Genomic DNA, 16088 nt, shown 5'->3' with positions numbered 1-16088 from the left:
GTTATAAGTCCTTGAAAGTTACCAACAAAACGACTAAAAAACGGCCTTTTAGGGCAATAATTGTAACACTTGTCTGTTGATCAATCCGGTGAATTCGGTCTGGGAAGACACCCGTTTACCCGTATCTTTTTCCAATGCACCCGACGCTGACCGGATCTGCCACCCACTGGATCATCGTATTGGAATCGGCCTTTTTTGCCGTACTCTTTCTTCAATCAGGATTGGATAAGCTGCTGAATTGGAAGGATAATCTCGGGTTTCATCAAAGTCATTTCGCGACTTCGCCTTTGGCCCGTTGGGGCCGACCGATGTTACTGCTGTTAACGATGCTCGAGTTGATCGCCGGCGGTTTGTCTGTTGTTGCTCTGCTGTTGCAATGGACGAATCCCGGGAGTCCAATCATTCTCTGCGCGTTTTATTTACCGGCCTTGGTATTTCTCTGTTTGTTTTTCGGTCAACGGATCGCGAAAGACTATGCAGGCGCGGCGGCCCTGGTGCCGTATTTCCTCCTGGCGCTTTTCGGAATACTCGTAGCCGGTTGATCAGCGTCCCTGTTTCAGTACGTTGAACAGCGAGTCAAGTCCGGCATTTTTTCCTGATGCCGTATAAGGATGTTCCGTTTCCCATGCCCTCACCTCCGCGATGCGTTCGTTGCCTACAGGGTGGGTGCTCAGGAAGCCGGGGATGGAGAGATCGTGATGCGCTTCCAGTTTTTCAAAGAGCTCCCGCATTCCGCTCGCCGCTATGTCATTCGCCATTAAAGTTTCCAGCCCGATCCGGTCGGCTTCGCTTTCGTAAGCCCTGGAGTAGGATAGATTGCGCAAGGCATTCGCATTGTCGGCCAATACGGCCATCACGCCATTGACATCGCTCAAGGCAACCGAGATGAACAGGTAGCCTGCAAGACTCCGGCTGAGGAGTTTCATCGAGTGTCGTTGCGTGACGTGCGCGTTCTCGTGACCGATGAGGGCGACCAATTGTTCCGGGCGATCCAGTAGTTTCAGGATGCCGCTGTAAACGACAATGTTTCCATCAGGCAGGGCAAAGGCGTTTTCTTCCTTGGAAACAACGACGGTAAACTTGGGTTGGCGATCGCTCGCTGGTAGCTTCAATTGAGCCGCGAAAGATCGCAGTGCCTGGGTCTTCACCGAGTCGATTTCTTCATCGACGACGAAGCTGTCATAAAAGGTGCTGCCCATGGCCGAGTCGTAGCGCTCCGGCAACAGGCTGACCGCTCGCTCCGCCACCCAGGGTACCACAAACCAATAGGCGAAGGCGATGCCACCGATCAACAGCAGGGCGATCAACAGATGCAAGCCGGCGCCGCCGTGTACGAGTCGGGAATAGATTCCCTGGTGCCCCTTGCGACGAAGCGTTTGAAGTAGTTCGGCCCGAAACGATTCATCCCGGATCTCCAGCGATTCTTCCGGGTTTTCGCCAAAGCGTAAGCGAAATACTCCGGATGTGTTTTCAACTTCCAGATCAGACAGTGGAATAAAGCGAGCGGTTCCGCCTTCATCGTGCAGTACGAGCACGTCATGATCCTCCTGGATCACCAACCGGGCGGTCCTCGGAACGGCGCTCTTTCCGTCGAAGTGAATTCCTCCCGCAGTACCCGACATCAGATCACGAAACCGAAGTCGAGCAGGTCGGAAATATCCTCCCCGGTCGCGTCGGTGTATTGGGCTTCGGTTTGTTCCAGCCGGTTGAAGTCGATCGTGCCTTCCGGCTGGATGTTCCGAAACACATATTGAAGGCTACGGGTCACCACCCAGGCATAGCCCAGTCCGAGCGTGAAGATCAGGATCAGGATGTTGACGATGGCCATTCCGAAAATACCCCCGCCGGTAATCGTCGAACGGAACTTAACCTCCCGTTCCTCATCGTGCAGGCTCAGGTTGTTGACATAATAGTTGAACAAGTCACGCTGCCACCAGGCAATGTAGATGCCCAAGGTCAGAATGGTCAGGAAGTAGCCCTTCAGGTTCAGGACAAAGTAGTCGCCTCCGTTTCCCTTGTAGCGGAATTTCATGTTGCCGAAACGCACATTGTTCAGGACGTAATTGCGCAGGTTCATGCTCATCCAGGCGCCGTAGATACCGAAGGTGATAACGGTGAAGAAGATCCACTTGAAGAAATTCACGAACAATTCGTTCCGGTCGCCCCGGTAGCCGAAGCGAATACCCCGCCAGGAAGTCCGGGACATGCGATAACGGTAGGAGCCGTGTATGGCCAGCGGAATCAGTGCGAACAGTCCGCCATATAAGATCACCAATCCCAGCAGCGGGTGGTTCGTAAACGCGCATCCGATGAAGGCGGCCATCAATATGCCAAAGATGATCAGGGCTTTGATGAACCCTTTGAACATTTCCTTGCCGGTACCGTGGAAGGTGAAGCGGTTCTCTTCGAATTCCGTCGCGCCGTACAGGTACTGGAGTTCACGCGCCTTTGCCCAGGGGTAATACAACCCGAGTGTAATGACGGTCAACAGCCAGTTGACGATGATGATGCCGAAATATTCTCCTCCGTTACCGGAGAATGACAGCCGATAGTTGCGGGTAGGGGGTGGCGCCAGGTGAGAACCGGCATCGGTGTTGGTGACGTTTTCCATGGTGAAAGTGTGGAGTAGGGAATAGCGGAAATATAAAAGCCCCCTGATCGGGGGCTTGAGAAGGGGTTATCCGGATCACTTACCGAGATCGTCGAAATCGACATCCGAGTAAGAACTGTTACCGGATTGATTGTGATGATGCACCGGAGGCTCGGGTTGAACGGTCACGACGTGATTCATCGCTTCCCGCATACCGTCCATGAACTTGTCAAAATCCTCCCGGTAGAGAAAGATCTTGTGCTTCTCGAAGAACGGATTGCCATCGTCACCGATCCGCTTCTTGCTCTCGGTGATGGTGATGTAATACTCATTGGATCGCGTGCTCTTTACGTCAAAAAAGTAGGTCCGTTTTCCGGCACGCACGGATTTGGAAAACACTTCTTCGCGGTGATGATTATGCTCCGACATACGGGCAGTTGTGTAAGGGTTTGAGCAAAAATAGAAAATAAATCCAATGCGCAAGGACGACTTTCCGGCCCTTTAACCTCATAGTTTGTCGCGCAGGAAGTGCCCTGTATGGTTACCCTCCGCCTTGGCCAGCTCGTCCGGAGTACCTTCAAAGACGACCTGCCCGCCATTGACCCCGCCTTCCGGTCCCATGTCGATCACCCAGTCGGCACATTTGATCACATCCGGGTTATGTTCAATGATGATCAGGCTGTTACCTTGTTCCAGAAGCATGTCGAAGGCCAGCAGCAGCTTACGGATATCGTGGAAATGCAAGCCCGTAGTGGGTTCGTCAAAGATGAAGAGGGTATGGTCGTGGGAGTTGCCTTTGCCCAGAAAAGAGGCCAGTTTGATCCGCTGGGCTTCCCCACCGCTCAGGGTGCTCGACGATTGTCCAAGTTTCACATAGCCCAACCCGACATCCTGCAACGGCTTCAGTTTCGTCGCGATCTTTCCGTCGTTTCCAAAGCTCTTGATCGGTGAGCTGAAGAACTCGATGGCTTCGTCGACGGTCATATCGAGCAGTTCGGCAACATTCTTTCCCTTATAGCTGACATCCAGGATCTCTTGCTTGAATCGCTTACCGCCACAGTTCTCGCAAACCAGGTGGATGTCGGCCATGAACTGCATCTCGATCGTCACCTGTCCTTCGCCTTCGCACACTTCGCACCGACCGCCTTCCACGTTGAACGAGAAATGCGCCGGCTTGTACTTCCTTGCTCGCGAAAGCGGGAGGTCGGCATACAGAGCGCGGATTTCATCGTACGCTTTGACATACGTGACCGGATTGGATCGCGAGGATTTTCCGATCGGATTCTGGTCCACCAGCTCGACGGCGGAAAGCTTGTTGTAGTCGCCACTGATCTTGTCGTACAAGCCACTCTCATCACCAAAGCCTCCATGGATCTTCTTGAGAGCGGGGTATAGCACTTTCCGTACAAGGGATGTCTTTCCGCTACCGCTCACACCGGTCACCACGGTCATGAGCCCCAACGGGAATTTCACGGTAATGTTCTGGAGGTTGTTTTCCCGGGCGCCTTCCAATTTGATATAGCTGGTGGCCTTCCGTCGACGGTACGGTAAGGGGATACGTTCCTGACCGCTCAGGTACTTGCCGGTATAACTGCGGGTCTCCGACGCGATCTTTTCGACCGTTCCTGCATATACCAGTTCTCCTCCGAGTCGTCCCGCATCCGGGCCGATGTCGATCAGGTGATCGGCCGATCGCATGATCTCTTCGTCGTGCTCAACCACCACCAATGTATTCCCGACGTCCCGAAGGCTAAGCAAGACCTGGATCAGGCGCTGGGTGTCACGCGGGTGCAGTCCGATGCTGGGTTCGTCCAGGATGTACATGCTGCCTACCAGGCTGCTGCCCAAAGAAGTTGCGAGGTTGATGCGCTGCGACTCACCGCCGGAAAGGGTATTCGACAGGCGGTTGAGCGTCAGGTAGCCGAGTCCGACATCACTGAGGAATTGGAGACGGTTCGTGATCTCCAGCAGGATGCGTCGGGCGACTTCCTGCTCGTAGGCGTTCAGTTGCAGTTCCCGGAAAAACCGGAGACTTTCACTCACCGGCATCAGCACAATGTCCGTGATCGATCGGCCGGTGATCTTGACATAGGTTGCGTCTTTCCGAAGGCGAGTTCCGCGGCATTCCGGACAGGTGGTACGGCCGCGGTAACGGCTCAGCATCACCCGGTACTGGATCTTGTATGTTTGTGTCTCCACCCATTCGAAAAACTCCCGTATCCCTTTGAAATACTTGTTTCCGTTCCACAAAAGCGCGCGTTCTTCCGTTGTCAGCTCGAAAACCGGCCGGTGGATCGGGAAATCAAACTTATAGGCGGTCTTGACCAGTTGATCATTCCACTCGCGCATCTTCTCGCCGCGCCAGCAGACAATGGCTCCTTCGTACACCGACAAACTTTTATCGGGAATGACCAGATCCTCGTCGATGCCGATCACGGAACCGAATCCTTCGCACTTCTTACATGCGCCGTAAGGATTGTTGAAAGAGAAGAGCGCAGTGCTGGGTTCTTCGAATTCAAGGCCGTCGAGCTCGAAGCGATTCGAGAAATCATGCTCGCTGGTTGCTCCATTTTCCGGCTGTACGAACACTTTACAACTGCCGTGTCCCTCGTAAAACGCCGTCTGTATAGAATCGGCGATACGCGAACGGTTGGCATCGTTGTCGGATTCAAGTGCAAAGCGGTCGATCAGGACCCACAAATGGCGTGCAAAGCGCGGACCACCGGTCTCAACGGGCAATTCCTGTTTCTTCTTTCGTCCGCTTGCTTTGACCTGAGCCGTCTGAATGCCCAGCGATTCGGAAAGCTGACGCAGGAAGAGCGCCTGATCCGGTTGCAGCAATTCTTCGATCCGGTGAATGTCCTGGTTGACCTGCAAACGGCTGTAGCCTTTTTGCAACAGTACGTTACATTCTTCTTCCAGTGTTCGGCCGGGATGGAGCAGGAGCGGAGCGAACAGCTGCGCCCGGGTACCTTGCGGGAAGGCGATCAGGAAATCCACGACATCATCCACACTATGTCGCTTGACTTCTTGTCCGCTGACCGGTGAATAGGTGTGTCCGATCCGGGCAAAGAGCAATTTCAGATAGTCGTAGATCTCCGTGGAAGTCCCGACGGTCGAACGCGGATTGCGGGTGTTGACCTTTTGCTCAATGGCTACCGCCGGAGAAATGCCTTTGATGTAATCCACATCCGGCTTGTCCATCCGTCCGATGAACTGACGTGCATAAGAACTCAGGCTTTCGACGTAGCGACGCTGCCCTTCGGCATACAGCGTGTCGAACGCAAGGGAAGATTTCCCGGATCCTGAAAGCCCGGTGACCACCACGAATTGGTTGCGTGGAATCGCTACATCCAGGTTTTTCAGGTTGTGGACGCGTGCACCTTTTATTACGATAAAATCGCGGGGATCCAGTTTATCAACGTTCGACATAAAGCGTCTTGGCAATCTGCGAAGGTACTGAAAAAGGGCCTTTTTTGGCGGATCCCCCTGCCTTGTGTAAGGGAAAGGTTGGAAGAATGTAAGATTCCTGTTGAAAAAAGCCGGAATAATCGAAGGCCGCATTTGCTTTTCTCAAAACCATTCGCTACATTTGATTAAACGTAACCATCCGGCTACGTTTTCTTTTACCCACAACGCCCTATAAAAGGAGGAATCATAGCGCTACATCTACTCTAATAAGACGACTCACCGTTCTATTAAGCAGAAGCGACTATGGTATCATTCCAACGGATGGAGGATAAAGACCTTGTGCGTCTTTATCAAGAGGGCAATCAGCAAGCCATTAACGAACTGATCAACCGCTACAAACAGCGGGTGTATTCGGCTATTTTCTTTCTGGTCCGCGACCGGGATCTGGCCGACGATCTCTTTCAGGAGGCTTTCATCAAGATCATTCAGAGTTTGCGCAGCAAGCACTACAGCGAGCAGGGGAAGTTCCTGCCCTGGGCCTTGCGCATCGCGCACAACCTGGTGATCGATCACTTCCGCAAGGAAAAGCTGATGCCCATGCAGCGGGATACGGACGATTTCAGCGTGTTCGATATCATCCCGGCCAATAACCGCAACGCGGCCGACCAGATCATTCACGACGAAAAGCTGGCCTTTGTCCGCAGTTTGTTGGAACGGCTGCCGTTCGAGCAACGGGAGGTGGTGATCATGCGCCACTACGGCGGTCTGTCGTTCAAGGAGATCGCCAGGGTGCTCGACATCAACATCAACACCGCTCTGGGCCGGATGCACTATGCGATCCTGAAAATGCGGGAAATGGTGAAAAAAGAGCCTCATCGGGTGAAAGGGTAAAAAAAGTCCCCGGCTACAAAATATGCCGGTCGGGCAGGCGTTATGCAGTCATACCAAAACAAACTGCATGGGCCAACGCTCTACTCCCAATTCCCTCGAACTTTATCTCTACGCGTGTAACGAAACCGGACTGGCAGAAAGCGACCGGGTTCAACGCGCAATCGACGGCGACCCGCTGACGGCGGACGCGTACTCCGAAGTGCTGGAGGTGATCTCCGCGCTGGATGCGACCAAAATTCCCGGACCATCGGATGCACTGGTTTCCCGCATCCTGGCGGTTGCCTGAGAAAATTTCAATCGGGGTGAAAATAAAAACAGCGGGATGGTTCCCGCTGTTTTTATTTCTCTCTGACCTTGTGTGTTTCTCGTTCGTTTAGTGCATAGGCAGGTGTAATTGTTAATGAATCGAAGATATTTCACGGCCATCCGCAGCTCAAGATTTTTAGGTTTCCGGCATATTTATCCCTGTGAATGCACCCTGGAAAAGGGTGAACGTCGGCCTGCTATCTTTGCAGCATGACCCGGAAAGAGCGTTTTGAAGGCGTTATCCGCTATTTCGAGCAGGAGCGTCCCGTCGCGGAGACTGAATTGGAATACACGGACCCTTTCGAACTCCTGGTAGCTGTGATCCTTTCGGCCCAGTGCACCGACAAACGCGTCAACATGACCACGCCGGCACTGTTCGCGGCCTTCCCGGATGCCGCTTCCATGGCGGTGGCCACACCGGATCAGATCTTTCCGTACATCCGCAGCATCAGTTATCCCAACAACAAGGCGAAACACCTGGCCGGCATGGCGCGCATGCTGGTGGAGCGATTCAAGGGCAAGGTGCCTTCCTCTGTAGAGGAACTCGTGCAACTCCCCGGAGTAGGACGGAAGACCGCCAACGTGATCGCGTCGGTCGTGTACAACTTGCCGGCGATCGCGGTGGATACACACGTGTTTCGTGTTTCGGCAAGGCTGGGCCTGACGGTGCGTGCAAAGAACCCCTTACAGACGGAACGACAACTGGTAAAATTCATCCCAGAAAACAAGCTGGCCATCGCGCACCACTGGCTGATCCTGCACGGACGCTATGTCTGCATCGCACGCAAACCCGCCTGCGAAGGTTGCGGACTCACCCGCTACTGCAAGTATTTCGAATCGACCTTCCTGAAGAAAAAGGACATTAGACCTCGTAAAGTCCCGCCGCGATCTTCTCGGTGAGCGCCTTCGGAACAAAACGCGTGAGCAGAGCCGACACCGAATTGGTGACGCCCGGAATGATCTCGTTCTTTCCGGCAAACAACCCTTTCACGGCAAACTTCGCCACGGCTTCGGGCGTCATGTTGAACTTGCTTGCGCGTTGGATCATCTTCGGATGATGCATTCCGGCCTGCGACATGAAATTTGTTTCGGTCGGTCCCGGACTCAGGCAGGTCACCGAGACACCTGACTTCTTCAACTCAATCCGCAAGGCCCGGGAGAACTGCAGGATGAATGCCTTGGAAGCTGCATAAAGGGCCAGGGTCGCGACCGCCTGGTAGGCAGCGGTGCTAGCGACGTTCAGGATGTAGGCCGGTTGCCGGGATTTCAACAAGGGCAGCAATCCATGTGTGAGCTCCACCGGTACGTGCATGTTGATGCGCATCATCGCGTCCTGTTCTTCCAGGCTGAGTGTGTCGAAGCGGCCCCAGGCGCCGTATCCGGCATTGTTGACCAGAACGTTCACCGGCAGGTTGTTCCGTTGCACTTCCTGCAAAACGGCGGTAACCGATTCAGCCTGGGTGAGGTCCAGCGCCATCGGACGTACCTCCGCTGCTCCGGCTTTTCGGGCAAGTGCCGCGGTTTCTTCCAGCAGTGTCGCGGAGCGAGCGACCAGCAGCAAAGAATAGCCGCGGCGGGCAAGTTCCAGGGCGATAGCGCGACCGATTCCCTTACTGGCGCCGGTGATGATTGCGTAGGATTGAATCATGTTGAAGGATAAAAAGAAACCGGAACCACATGCTGGCTCCGGTCTTCTGTTCTTTATCGAAGAATCGCTTCCTTAGCGGACCAGCTTTTGGAAGTGATGATAGAGCGGAGTGGGGCTGCCGTCGTCTTTCGGTTGGTACTTTCCAAGAATGACCGGAATGTACATGACACGGCGACGGGAAGCCGCGCCTTTGTGCGGCGACATCGCGACGCGGTGCCAGATGCGACCATCGTGCACGACCATGTCGCCGGCTTTTGCGTCAACGAGCATCTCGTTCTTGTCTTCTTCGTTGTTCATGAAGTAGGCCTTCTTGAACAACATGGAGAAAAGGTTCTGCTTGTGCGTGCCGGGGATGATGCGCAATCCGCCTTTGTCGGAAGATGAGTCGTCGAGGTAAAGGCCTACGTTCAACATGGGCATGATCTTCTTGCCGTAGAAGATATCGCGCATGCTGTCGGTATGCCAGCCCATCTGGCGGAAATTGCTGTTGTCGGTATTGACGTAATGATTGAATACCACGCCGTCCTTTTCATTCTCGGCGATACGAGCGCCATCAGGCATCAGCACCTTGAGCGCCTTCACCCGCTGACTGTTCACAAACGCGTGGACAGGTTCACAGTACTGGGAAGTGAAGCAAAAACGATGAACGATGGTCTTGTTATTCTCGTCTATTCCGAATTTGATCGGAACGCCGTTGATCTTCTTCACACCTTCCCGGATCCATTTCGACTGGATGTCCTCGGTAGACCGGATAATATCGGCCACTTCCTGCGGACTGGCTACGCCGGAGAAATGGATAAAGCCGTTTTTGTTAAAGAATGCGATCTGCTCCGGTGTGAGTTGGTCACCCAGCTTGAACTTCGGATAGGATGCGTTATTCATCAGCTTTTTAGGTCAGAGTATTGGACCGGTTGTAGACCGGCAAAGGAATACACGCAGAAATAACTTCCTGTGAACCCCCTATACGGGCAAAAATAGGCCTTCGAATAGTTACTTCCAAAACTGTCTATTCTTGATTTTCAACAATTTAACGCTCTATTAAGGATTCTTCGGTGGCTGGAAAGGAAGGTGCATCCGGAATTAGAGAATCAGACTAATGGGAATCGAAGGGTAAAGGTGGTGCCTACCTCGGGTTCACTCTGAACATCTACATCGATTTCGTGGATCTGGGCGATACTACGAACGATCGGCAACCCCAGGCCATAGCTCATGCCGTCTTCCGGACGGAAGCGCTTGAATCGGTCGAAGATGAACGGGAGTTGCTCCTCCCGGATCCCGACTCCGCTATCCTGGATGGTCAGCACGTAATGTTGTTCACCCGACCAGCCACGGATCGATATTCTGCCTCCGGGTTTATTGTATTTGATGGCGTTGGATACCAGGTTGAGCAACAAGGTATGCAACAGGGATCGGTTGCAGTTTCGCACGACGAAGGGATCGACCCATTCCTGAACTAATCGCAGGTCTTTTTCGTGCACGCGGTCTTCCAGTTCGGCGACGACGTCGGTCATCAATTCCTGCAGGTCGGCTTCTTCGTTTCGGAGATATTGGTCGTTATCGATCTTCGAGATGTACAACAGTGCCTTGACCACCCGCGTCAACCGCGACAAGGTCTTCTGGGATTCGACCATCTTGGCCTGTATCTCCTCGGGGACGTTGGGATCGTTGAGGATGTTCTCGACCCGGTTACGCAGGATGGATACCGGCGTCAGCAATTCGTGCGATACATTGGTGATGAATTCCCGCTCTGTCCGGAACGACTCCTGCACTTTCTGCATCATCTCGTCGATCGAACGGTCGAGGTAGTTGAATTCGTAGGTGTTGGTCTTGATGCTCACCGGCCGGTAACCGGTCGGGTGATTCATCTGTCGCAACTTCTCGTTGATGATGCGGTTGAACGGCCGCAGGATCAATTGGACAAAACCGATATCGAGAAAGATGGAGATCAGAACGACCACCAGCATCAAATCGACCGTGAAATTGCGAATGGTGTGGTTGAGCTGATCGATCGTGCTCATGCCTTCCCCGATCTGCAGTTGGTACAGCTGGTTGTCGTACAGGAACGCCTGACGCAGTACGCGGTGCTTGACCGCTTCGTTTTCGATCAACTGGGTGGTGTCCCGAAAACTCGGTTTACCGAAGTCCTTCGGATAAGCGGTGAGCGGAGAAATCGAGACGTATTCTTCTTTGAAGACCGAGTAGGAGTCGAAGCTGCAATCCTGATCGAGGGTGATCTCGTTCAAGCCGCCCTTTCCGATCATCATCATCATCTTGTCGCGGCGAGCCAACAGACGTTTGTCCATATGACGTAGCACGACACGTTCGATGATGAGCGGGATCACCAGGCCGATGGCCAAAATGATCAGCGCCTTCGAAATGGCGTTGTAGAGTGCGAGCTTGACCTGGAGTTTCACGGTAGGATCCTTGTCCGGCCGCAGCTCAAGGCATGTTCAACCGGTAACCGATGCCGCGGACGGTTTCGATGAAATCGGCATTGGCGTGCGCGGATAATTTCTTGCGCAGGTTCTTGATGTGTACGTCGATATAATTCGATTCGTAGTCTTCTTCCAGGATGTCGCCCCAGATATGTTCCGTCAACTGCACCCGGGTGATGACCCGGTTCTTGTGCAGGGCCATGTAATGGAGGATGTCGAATTCCTTCTTGGTGAGGTTGACCGTATCCTTGCCGAACAAGAGCGTCCGGTTCTGGATGTCCATCACGAAATCGTGGATCGGGATGGTGTTGTTCTTAAGTCCGTGCTTTCTGCGCAGGATCGCCTGCATCCGGGCCTGCAATTCGAGCAACGAAAAAGGCTTAGCCAGATAATCATCGGCGCCGAGGTCAAGTCCGGTGATCTTGTCGTCGATGGAACCGCGGGCGGTGATGAGAATGAAAGCGGCATCTTTTCCGCCTTCCTTGGCTTCTTTTAGAAGCTGAAAACCGCTGGTATCCGGCAGTCCGACATCGAGCAGGATGAAGTCATACGAGTTGACGAAGATTTTTTCCGATGCGCTTTTGCCGCTGAATGCCACATCGCAATGATATCCTTGCTTGGAAAGGAAGATCTCGATCTCGTGTGAAAGCTGGCGTTCGTCTTCTACGATCAGTACGTTCATTGTAAGTGTTCAGAGTGCGTCAAGACAGTCGAGGATCGTGGTACAGGCCCGCTCGATGCCGCTTTCATCCAGGATGAGCGGAGGAGCGATCCGAAGACAATCCGGAGCAAACAGGAACCAATCGGATATGATTCCATGTGCGGCAAGTTCCGGAATGAGACGCTGTACCAGGGTTTCGCTGCCGAGATCCAAAGCTAACAATAATCCCTCGCCTCGAATTTGAAGAATACGTGAATGTTTTAACCGCTTCATGAACTGTTCACCGGCAACACGGGCGCGCTGGTGGAGTTGATCCTCGCGCGTGACTTGCAATCCCGCCAGCGCGGCAGCGCAGGAAAGCGGATGACCACCAAACGTGGTGATGTGCCCCAGTACCGGATCATGCGCCAGTGTTCGCATGAGTTGCGGTGAAGCGAGAAAGGCGGCCAACGGCAAGCCAGCGCCGAACGCCTTACCCAGGATCAGGACATCCGGAACAATTCCTTCCGCTTCAAACCGGAAGAGAGTTCCGGTTCGTCCCATGCCGGTTTGGATCTCGTCGAGCAGGAGCAGGGTGCCGGTCTCGTCACAACGTTTTCGGACAGCTTGCAGATAGCCCGGGTCAGGGACACGAACCCCGGCTTCAGCCTGGATGGGTTCAAGGATGACGGCTGCGGTCCGTTCACTGATGTTCGACAGCGCGACCAGATCGTTGAACGGTAACTGGCGAACGTCGGGAAGCAAAGGACGGAATGCACGTTTCTGCCATTCGGCGCCACCGATACTCAGGGCGCCATGTGTACTGCCGTGGTAACTTTTTTCAAACGAAACCAGCTCCGTTCGTCCGGTGGCTCGCTTGGCCAGTTTCAACGCGCCCTCCACCGCTTCGGACCCGGAGTTGGTGAAGTAGCAACTGCCCAGTGATGCCGGAAGCAGGCTGGTCAGTTCGCTCGCCAGTTCAACCTGCGGTGACAGGATAAACTCTCCATACACCATGACATGCAGGAAACGATCCGCCTGGCGGTGGATCGCTTCGCGGACACGCGGATGCCCGTGCCCAAGACTGCTGACCGAAATGCCGGAAATCAGGTCCAGGTAGCGGCGTCCGTCAGGATCAATCAGCTCGCATCCTTCCGCATGGGAAAATACCAAGCCGGGCGGCAGCAGACTCGTCTGTGCCACATGACGGAAAAACGCTTCGCGAAGGGTGGAAGGTGCCGGATTGTCCACTTCGCCCGTTAAAGGACGGTAGCCAGTGCTTCCAGCAATTCGGCTTCACTGCATTCGATGTCCTTGCGCTTTTGAAAGAAGTGTTGGCGAAGCAGGAGTCCGCGAACAGTAACACGGGTGGTCTGTCCTTCAACTTCTTCTACGATCAGGTCCATCTTCAGGCTGGGCTTGCTGAGCGAAAAGGAACTTTCCGCGCAAATGCTGCCGCGCAACATGTCGATGCTGGTAACGCGCATGCCAAGGCGGTTCAGGGCGCCACGGGTGCGACGAAACACTTTTTCGTACGGGTACTGGAAAACCGAAGTTCTCATGGTGTGATGAGTTAAGTAAGTAAGGTGATAAGTACAGGTTGATGTCGTTCACCGTCGCACATCACTGCCCGGATGGCGAGTGCGCACAGATGCAAACGGTGAAAGGGGAGTGTGTGATTCCTGAACAAATATAGTCGTGGGGAACTCATCTATCAACAGGCAATTGTGAATTTCGCTCGTTTTTAGATGGGTGTTGGTAAGTCAGGTTACTGATAAGCCTTCGGTTAAGTTGATTTTTTCCATCCGAATGACAGGAAATCACGCTAAAAGGCAACTTCAGATGGGTGGTTGATGTTTAACTTTGATAAAATAAGTTGAAATGATCCGTAATCTTTCGAGTTTTCTGACGACGGTGTTCATCGTTCTCTCGGTCTTGAGTTCCAGAGCACAGGTTCCCGAAGCAAAACTGAATCTGGGCCTTGCCCGAAAAGTCGCGACAGCCGAACGTTCTGCCACGATCACGGTTTTGGTCAAAGGTGACCCCGCAGCTATTCGAACCTACACAGAGACCCACGGTGGTCACTTTAAGAATTCAGCCGGCGACATTGCCTGGATCGAAACTCCGTTGAACTCCATTGCCGGGCTCACCCGGCTTTCAGCCGTGAAACGGATCGAAGCCTACTCCGGAAGGATGCGTACGATGAACGATACCATGCGGTACCTGTGCAGGGTCGACGAAGTACATCAGGGAATTTCCCCCTTGTCGCAGGCGTATGACGGATCCGGCGTGATCATCGGCTACATCGATTCAGGAATAGACCTTGCGCATCCCGATTTCCAGGATAGCCTCGGATTGTCGCGCGTATTGTGGCTGTGGGATACGAAGTTGCCGGTCAGTTCGAACACGCCGCAACCCTATGGCTACGGACAGGAATGGGACAAAGCCGGCATCGAAGCGGGATTGGCCACCGCCCACACCGGACAGGATGAATATGGTCACGGTTGCTATGTGGCCGGTATCGGATCCGGTGACGGTTCGTCGGTCGGGCATTTCCAGGGTGTAGCCCCGAAGAGTGACATCATTGTTGTCAACTATGACTTCACTGCCCAGGACACCTTGCCGCGCGTTGCGCATGCTGTTGAGTATATCTTCGATAAGGCAGCGCTGTTGGGAAAACCCTGCGTGATCAATGCATCGCTGGGCGATTACTACGGTTCACACGACGGTCGTGATCTCCAGTCGCAATACATCCGCAACCTCATCATCGCGCAACCTGGACGAGCGCTGGTTGCCGCCGCCGGGAATGTGGGTATTGTTTATCCGTTTCATGTGGGTACAACAACAACGGCAGGCGACACGTCCTTTTCCTGGTTCAAATACAACAGCGGGATCCCGGGTGCTTATTGCCAGATCTTCGCGGATACGGCCGATTTCAACAACATATCTTTCGCGATCGGAGCCGATAAGGTCACGCCTGATTTTTCCTTCCGTGGACGTACCGCTTTCCGGAACATCCAGAATACACTTGGACTGGTCAACCTGAATCTGGTCAATGGCGGTAATCGAATTGGCCGGATCCAGCTTTATGGTTCCGAGAGCGATGGAGTCTATTCCCTCGAAGTCTATGTGATCCCGGATTCAACGACATACCATTGGCGTTTTGAAACAACCGGTAACGGACATTTTGATTCCTGGACCTTCGATTGGGTGTTCCAGAATCTTCCGGCTCCCGGAGTATTTCCGGATATCGTCAATTACAATCCGCCCGATACTAACCAGTCGATCGTGAGTGGCTTTGCCTGCCTGGATGAGGTACTGACCGTCGGCAACTACTACAATACCGATCGCCACATCGACTACAACGGTACCTTGCAGGTTTCTCCCGGTGACCGCCCGCGGCAATTAGCCGAGAATAGCAGCCGCGGACCAACGCGCGACGGCAGGATCAAACCGGATATCTGTGCTCCCGGTCATCATATCCTTTCAACCGGAGTGACTACCCTGATTCCCGGGATGATCGCGGCTCAGCCCTGGAAGGTCGCTCCAGGCGGCTATCATGTGACGGGAGGCGGTACCTCTGCTTCAGCTCCCGTGGTTGCCGGTGTTGCAGCGCTTTACCTCCAAAAAAATCCGGGAGCTACTTATCAGGATATCAAAGACGCGATCCTGGGTTGTGCCATGACCGACTCACTGACCTGGGGGCCCTATCCGAATGCGGCCTGGGGCTTTGGAAAGGTGGATGCCTTCGGCGTAATGACCGCTTGTGGCGCAGTGGGATTGTCGGATGAACCGACACCTGACAATGCATTGCTGGTTTATCCTAATCCTGCCGATGGATTTGTGACCGTTCAAATCGCCGATCCTTCCTACGCCGGCAAAGGGCGCATTCGGATCTTCGACATTTCCGGAAGGCTCGTCCTGGAGCCCGCAATGGTGCAGGGTGTTTTCAAATTTTCGACCGAAAACTTCCCGTCAGGTTCCTACCTGATCCAATTCACCGATGATGCAGGTAACACCAGCCGCCAGCCACTGATCATCCGGCACTGATCATTCCGGGAACACCAATTCGAATACACCGGGCCCGCCTGCGTTCGTAAGAACCGGCGGGCCCGATCGTTCTATACAACCGGAACTCGTATTTTTGGCACGTGAGTAATCCTCGTT

Annotated in this window: 15 protein-coding genes; 5 read left to right on the top strand and 10 right to left on the bottom strand. The window is 53.7% G+C overall.

The genetic code is table 11. From position 1 onward, the window contains the following. Window positions 1–134 precede the first annotated feature (134 nt). Window positions 135–542: a DoxX family protein gene (locus IPJ96_09760; GenBank protein MBK7910634.1), complete on the top strand. Its 408-nt coding sequence runs from the start codon at window positions 135–137 to the stop codon at window positions 540–542. On the opposite strand, the gene IPJ96_09755 is transcribed toward IPJ96_09760, so the two are convergent. From IPJ96_09755 to uvrA, 4 genes are all read right to left on the bottom strand, one after another. Continuing rightward, window positions 543–1622 carry a M48 family metallopeptidase gene (locus IPJ96_09755; GenBank protein MBK7910633.1) on the bottom strand — a complete coding sequence of 360 codons (1080 nt, stop codon included), beginning with the start codon at window positions 1620–1622 and terminating at the stop codon, window positions 543–545. It abuts the gene before it with no gap. Further along, window positions 1622–2611 carry a DUF898 domain-containing protein gene (locus IPJ96_09750; protein ID MBK7910632.1) on the bottom strand — a complete coding sequence of 330 codons (990 nt, stop codon included), beginning with the start codon at window positions 2609–2611 and terminating at the stop codon, window positions 1622–1624. The genes IPJ96_09755 and IPJ96_09750 overlap by 1 nt, the downstream gene beginning before the upstream one ends. Before the next feature lie 75 nt (window positions 2612–2686). Continuing rightward, a complete protein-coding gene (locus IPJ96_09745) occupies window positions 2687–3019 on the bottom strand; it encodes a PUR family DNA/RNA-binding protein (GenBank protein ID MBK7910631.1) in 333 nt (110 codons plus the stop codon). A gap of 78 nt (window positions 3020–3097) precedes the next feature. Beyond that, a complete protein-coding gene (gene uvrA / locus IPJ96_09740) occupies window positions 3098–6022 on the bottom strand; it encodes an excinuclease ABC subunit UvrA (GenBank protein ID MBK7910630.1) in 2925 nt (974 codons plus the stop codon). A gap of 282 nt (window positions 6023–6304) precedes the next feature. On the opposite strand from uvrA, the gene IPJ96_09735 reads away from it, so the two are divergent. The 3 genes from IPJ96_09735 to nth all read left to right on the top strand — a co-directional run bounded on the left by IPJ96_09735 (window position 6305) and on the right by nth (window position 8098). Then, on the top strand, window positions 6305–6892 hold the full coding sequence (locus IPJ96_09735; protein MBK7910629.1) for an RNA polymerase sigma factor: 588 nt from the start codon (window positions 6305–6307) through the stop codon (window positions 6890–6892). A gap of 67 nt (window positions 6893–6959) precedes the next feature. Next, on the top strand, window positions 6960–7178 hold the full coding sequence (locus tag IPJ96_09730) for a hypothetical protein (GenBank protein ID MBK7910628.1): 219 nt from the start codon (window positions 6960–6962) through the stop codon (window positions 7176–7178). 230 nt (window positions 7179–7408) lie between these two features. After that, entirely contained in the window at window positions 7409–8098 is a 690-nt protein-coding gene (nth, locus tag IPJ96_09725) for an endonuclease III (protein MBK7910627.1), read from the top strand. On the opposite strand, the gene IPJ96_09720 is transcribed toward nth, so the two are convergent. The 6 genes from IPJ96_09720 to IPJ96_09695 form a co-directional block, all read right to left on the bottom strand. After that, on the bottom strand, window positions 8061–8846 hold the full coding sequence (locus IPJ96_09720; GenBank protein MBK7910626.1) for an SDR family oxidoreductase: 786 nt from the start codon (window positions 8844–8846) through the stop codon (window positions 8061–8063). The genes nth and IPJ96_09720 overlap by 38 nt on opposite strands. 72 nt (window positions 8847–8918) lie before the next feature. Beyond that, window positions 8919–9728 carry a phytanoyl-CoA dioxygenase family protein gene (locus IPJ96_09715; GenBank protein MBK7910625.1) on the bottom strand — a complete coding sequence of 270 codons (810 nt, stop codon included), beginning with the start codon at window positions 9726–9728 and terminating at the stop codon, window positions 8919–8921. A 206-nt stretch (window positions 9729–9934) separates the two neighbouring features. Further along, on the bottom strand, window positions 9935–11260 hold the full coding sequence (locus IPJ96_09710) for a HAMP domain-containing histidine kinase (GenBank protein MBK7910624.1): 1326 nt from the start codon (window positions 11258–11260) through the stop codon (window positions 9935–9937). A 25-nt stretch (window positions 11261–11285) separates the two neighbouring features. After that, complete coding sequence (locus IPJ96_09705; protein MBK7910623.1) at window positions 11286–11963, bottom strand: response regulator transcription factor; 678 nt, start codon at window positions 11961–11963, stop codon at window positions 11286–11288. Window positions 11964–11972: 9 nt separating this feature from the next. After that, window positions 11973–13172: an aspartate aminotransferase family protein gene (locus IPJ96_09700; GenBank protein MBK7910622.1), complete on the bottom strand. Its 1200-nt coding sequence runs from the start codon at window positions 13170–13172 to the stop codon at window positions 11973–11975. An 8-nt stretch (window positions 13173–13180) separates the two neighbouring features. Continuing rightward, window positions 13181–13483, bottom strand: a complete 303-nt coding sequence (locus IPJ96_09695; GenBank protein MBK7910621.1) for a hypothetical protein — start codon at window positions 13481–13483, stop codon at window positions 13181–13183. 319 nt (window positions 13484–13802) lie between these two features. Here IPJ96_09695 and IPJ96_09690 point away from each other — a divergent pair, with 319 nt between their 5' ends. After that, window positions 13803–15971, top strand: a complete 2169-nt coding sequence (locus tag IPJ96_09690) for a S8 family peptidase (protein MBK7910620.1) — start codon at window positions 13803–13805, stop codon at window positions 15969–15971. The last annotated feature ends 117 nt before the right edge of the window (window positions 15972–16088 follow it).

Source organism: Bacteroidota bacterium (assembly GCA_016713765.1).
GTDB lineage: Bacteria > Bacteroidota > Bacteroidia > AKYH767-A > 2013-40CM-41-45 > Pollutiaquabacter > Pollutiaquabacter aromativorans.
Note: the sequence above shows the minus strand (reverse complement) of the source record. Positions and strands in the feature narration are given on the sequence as shown.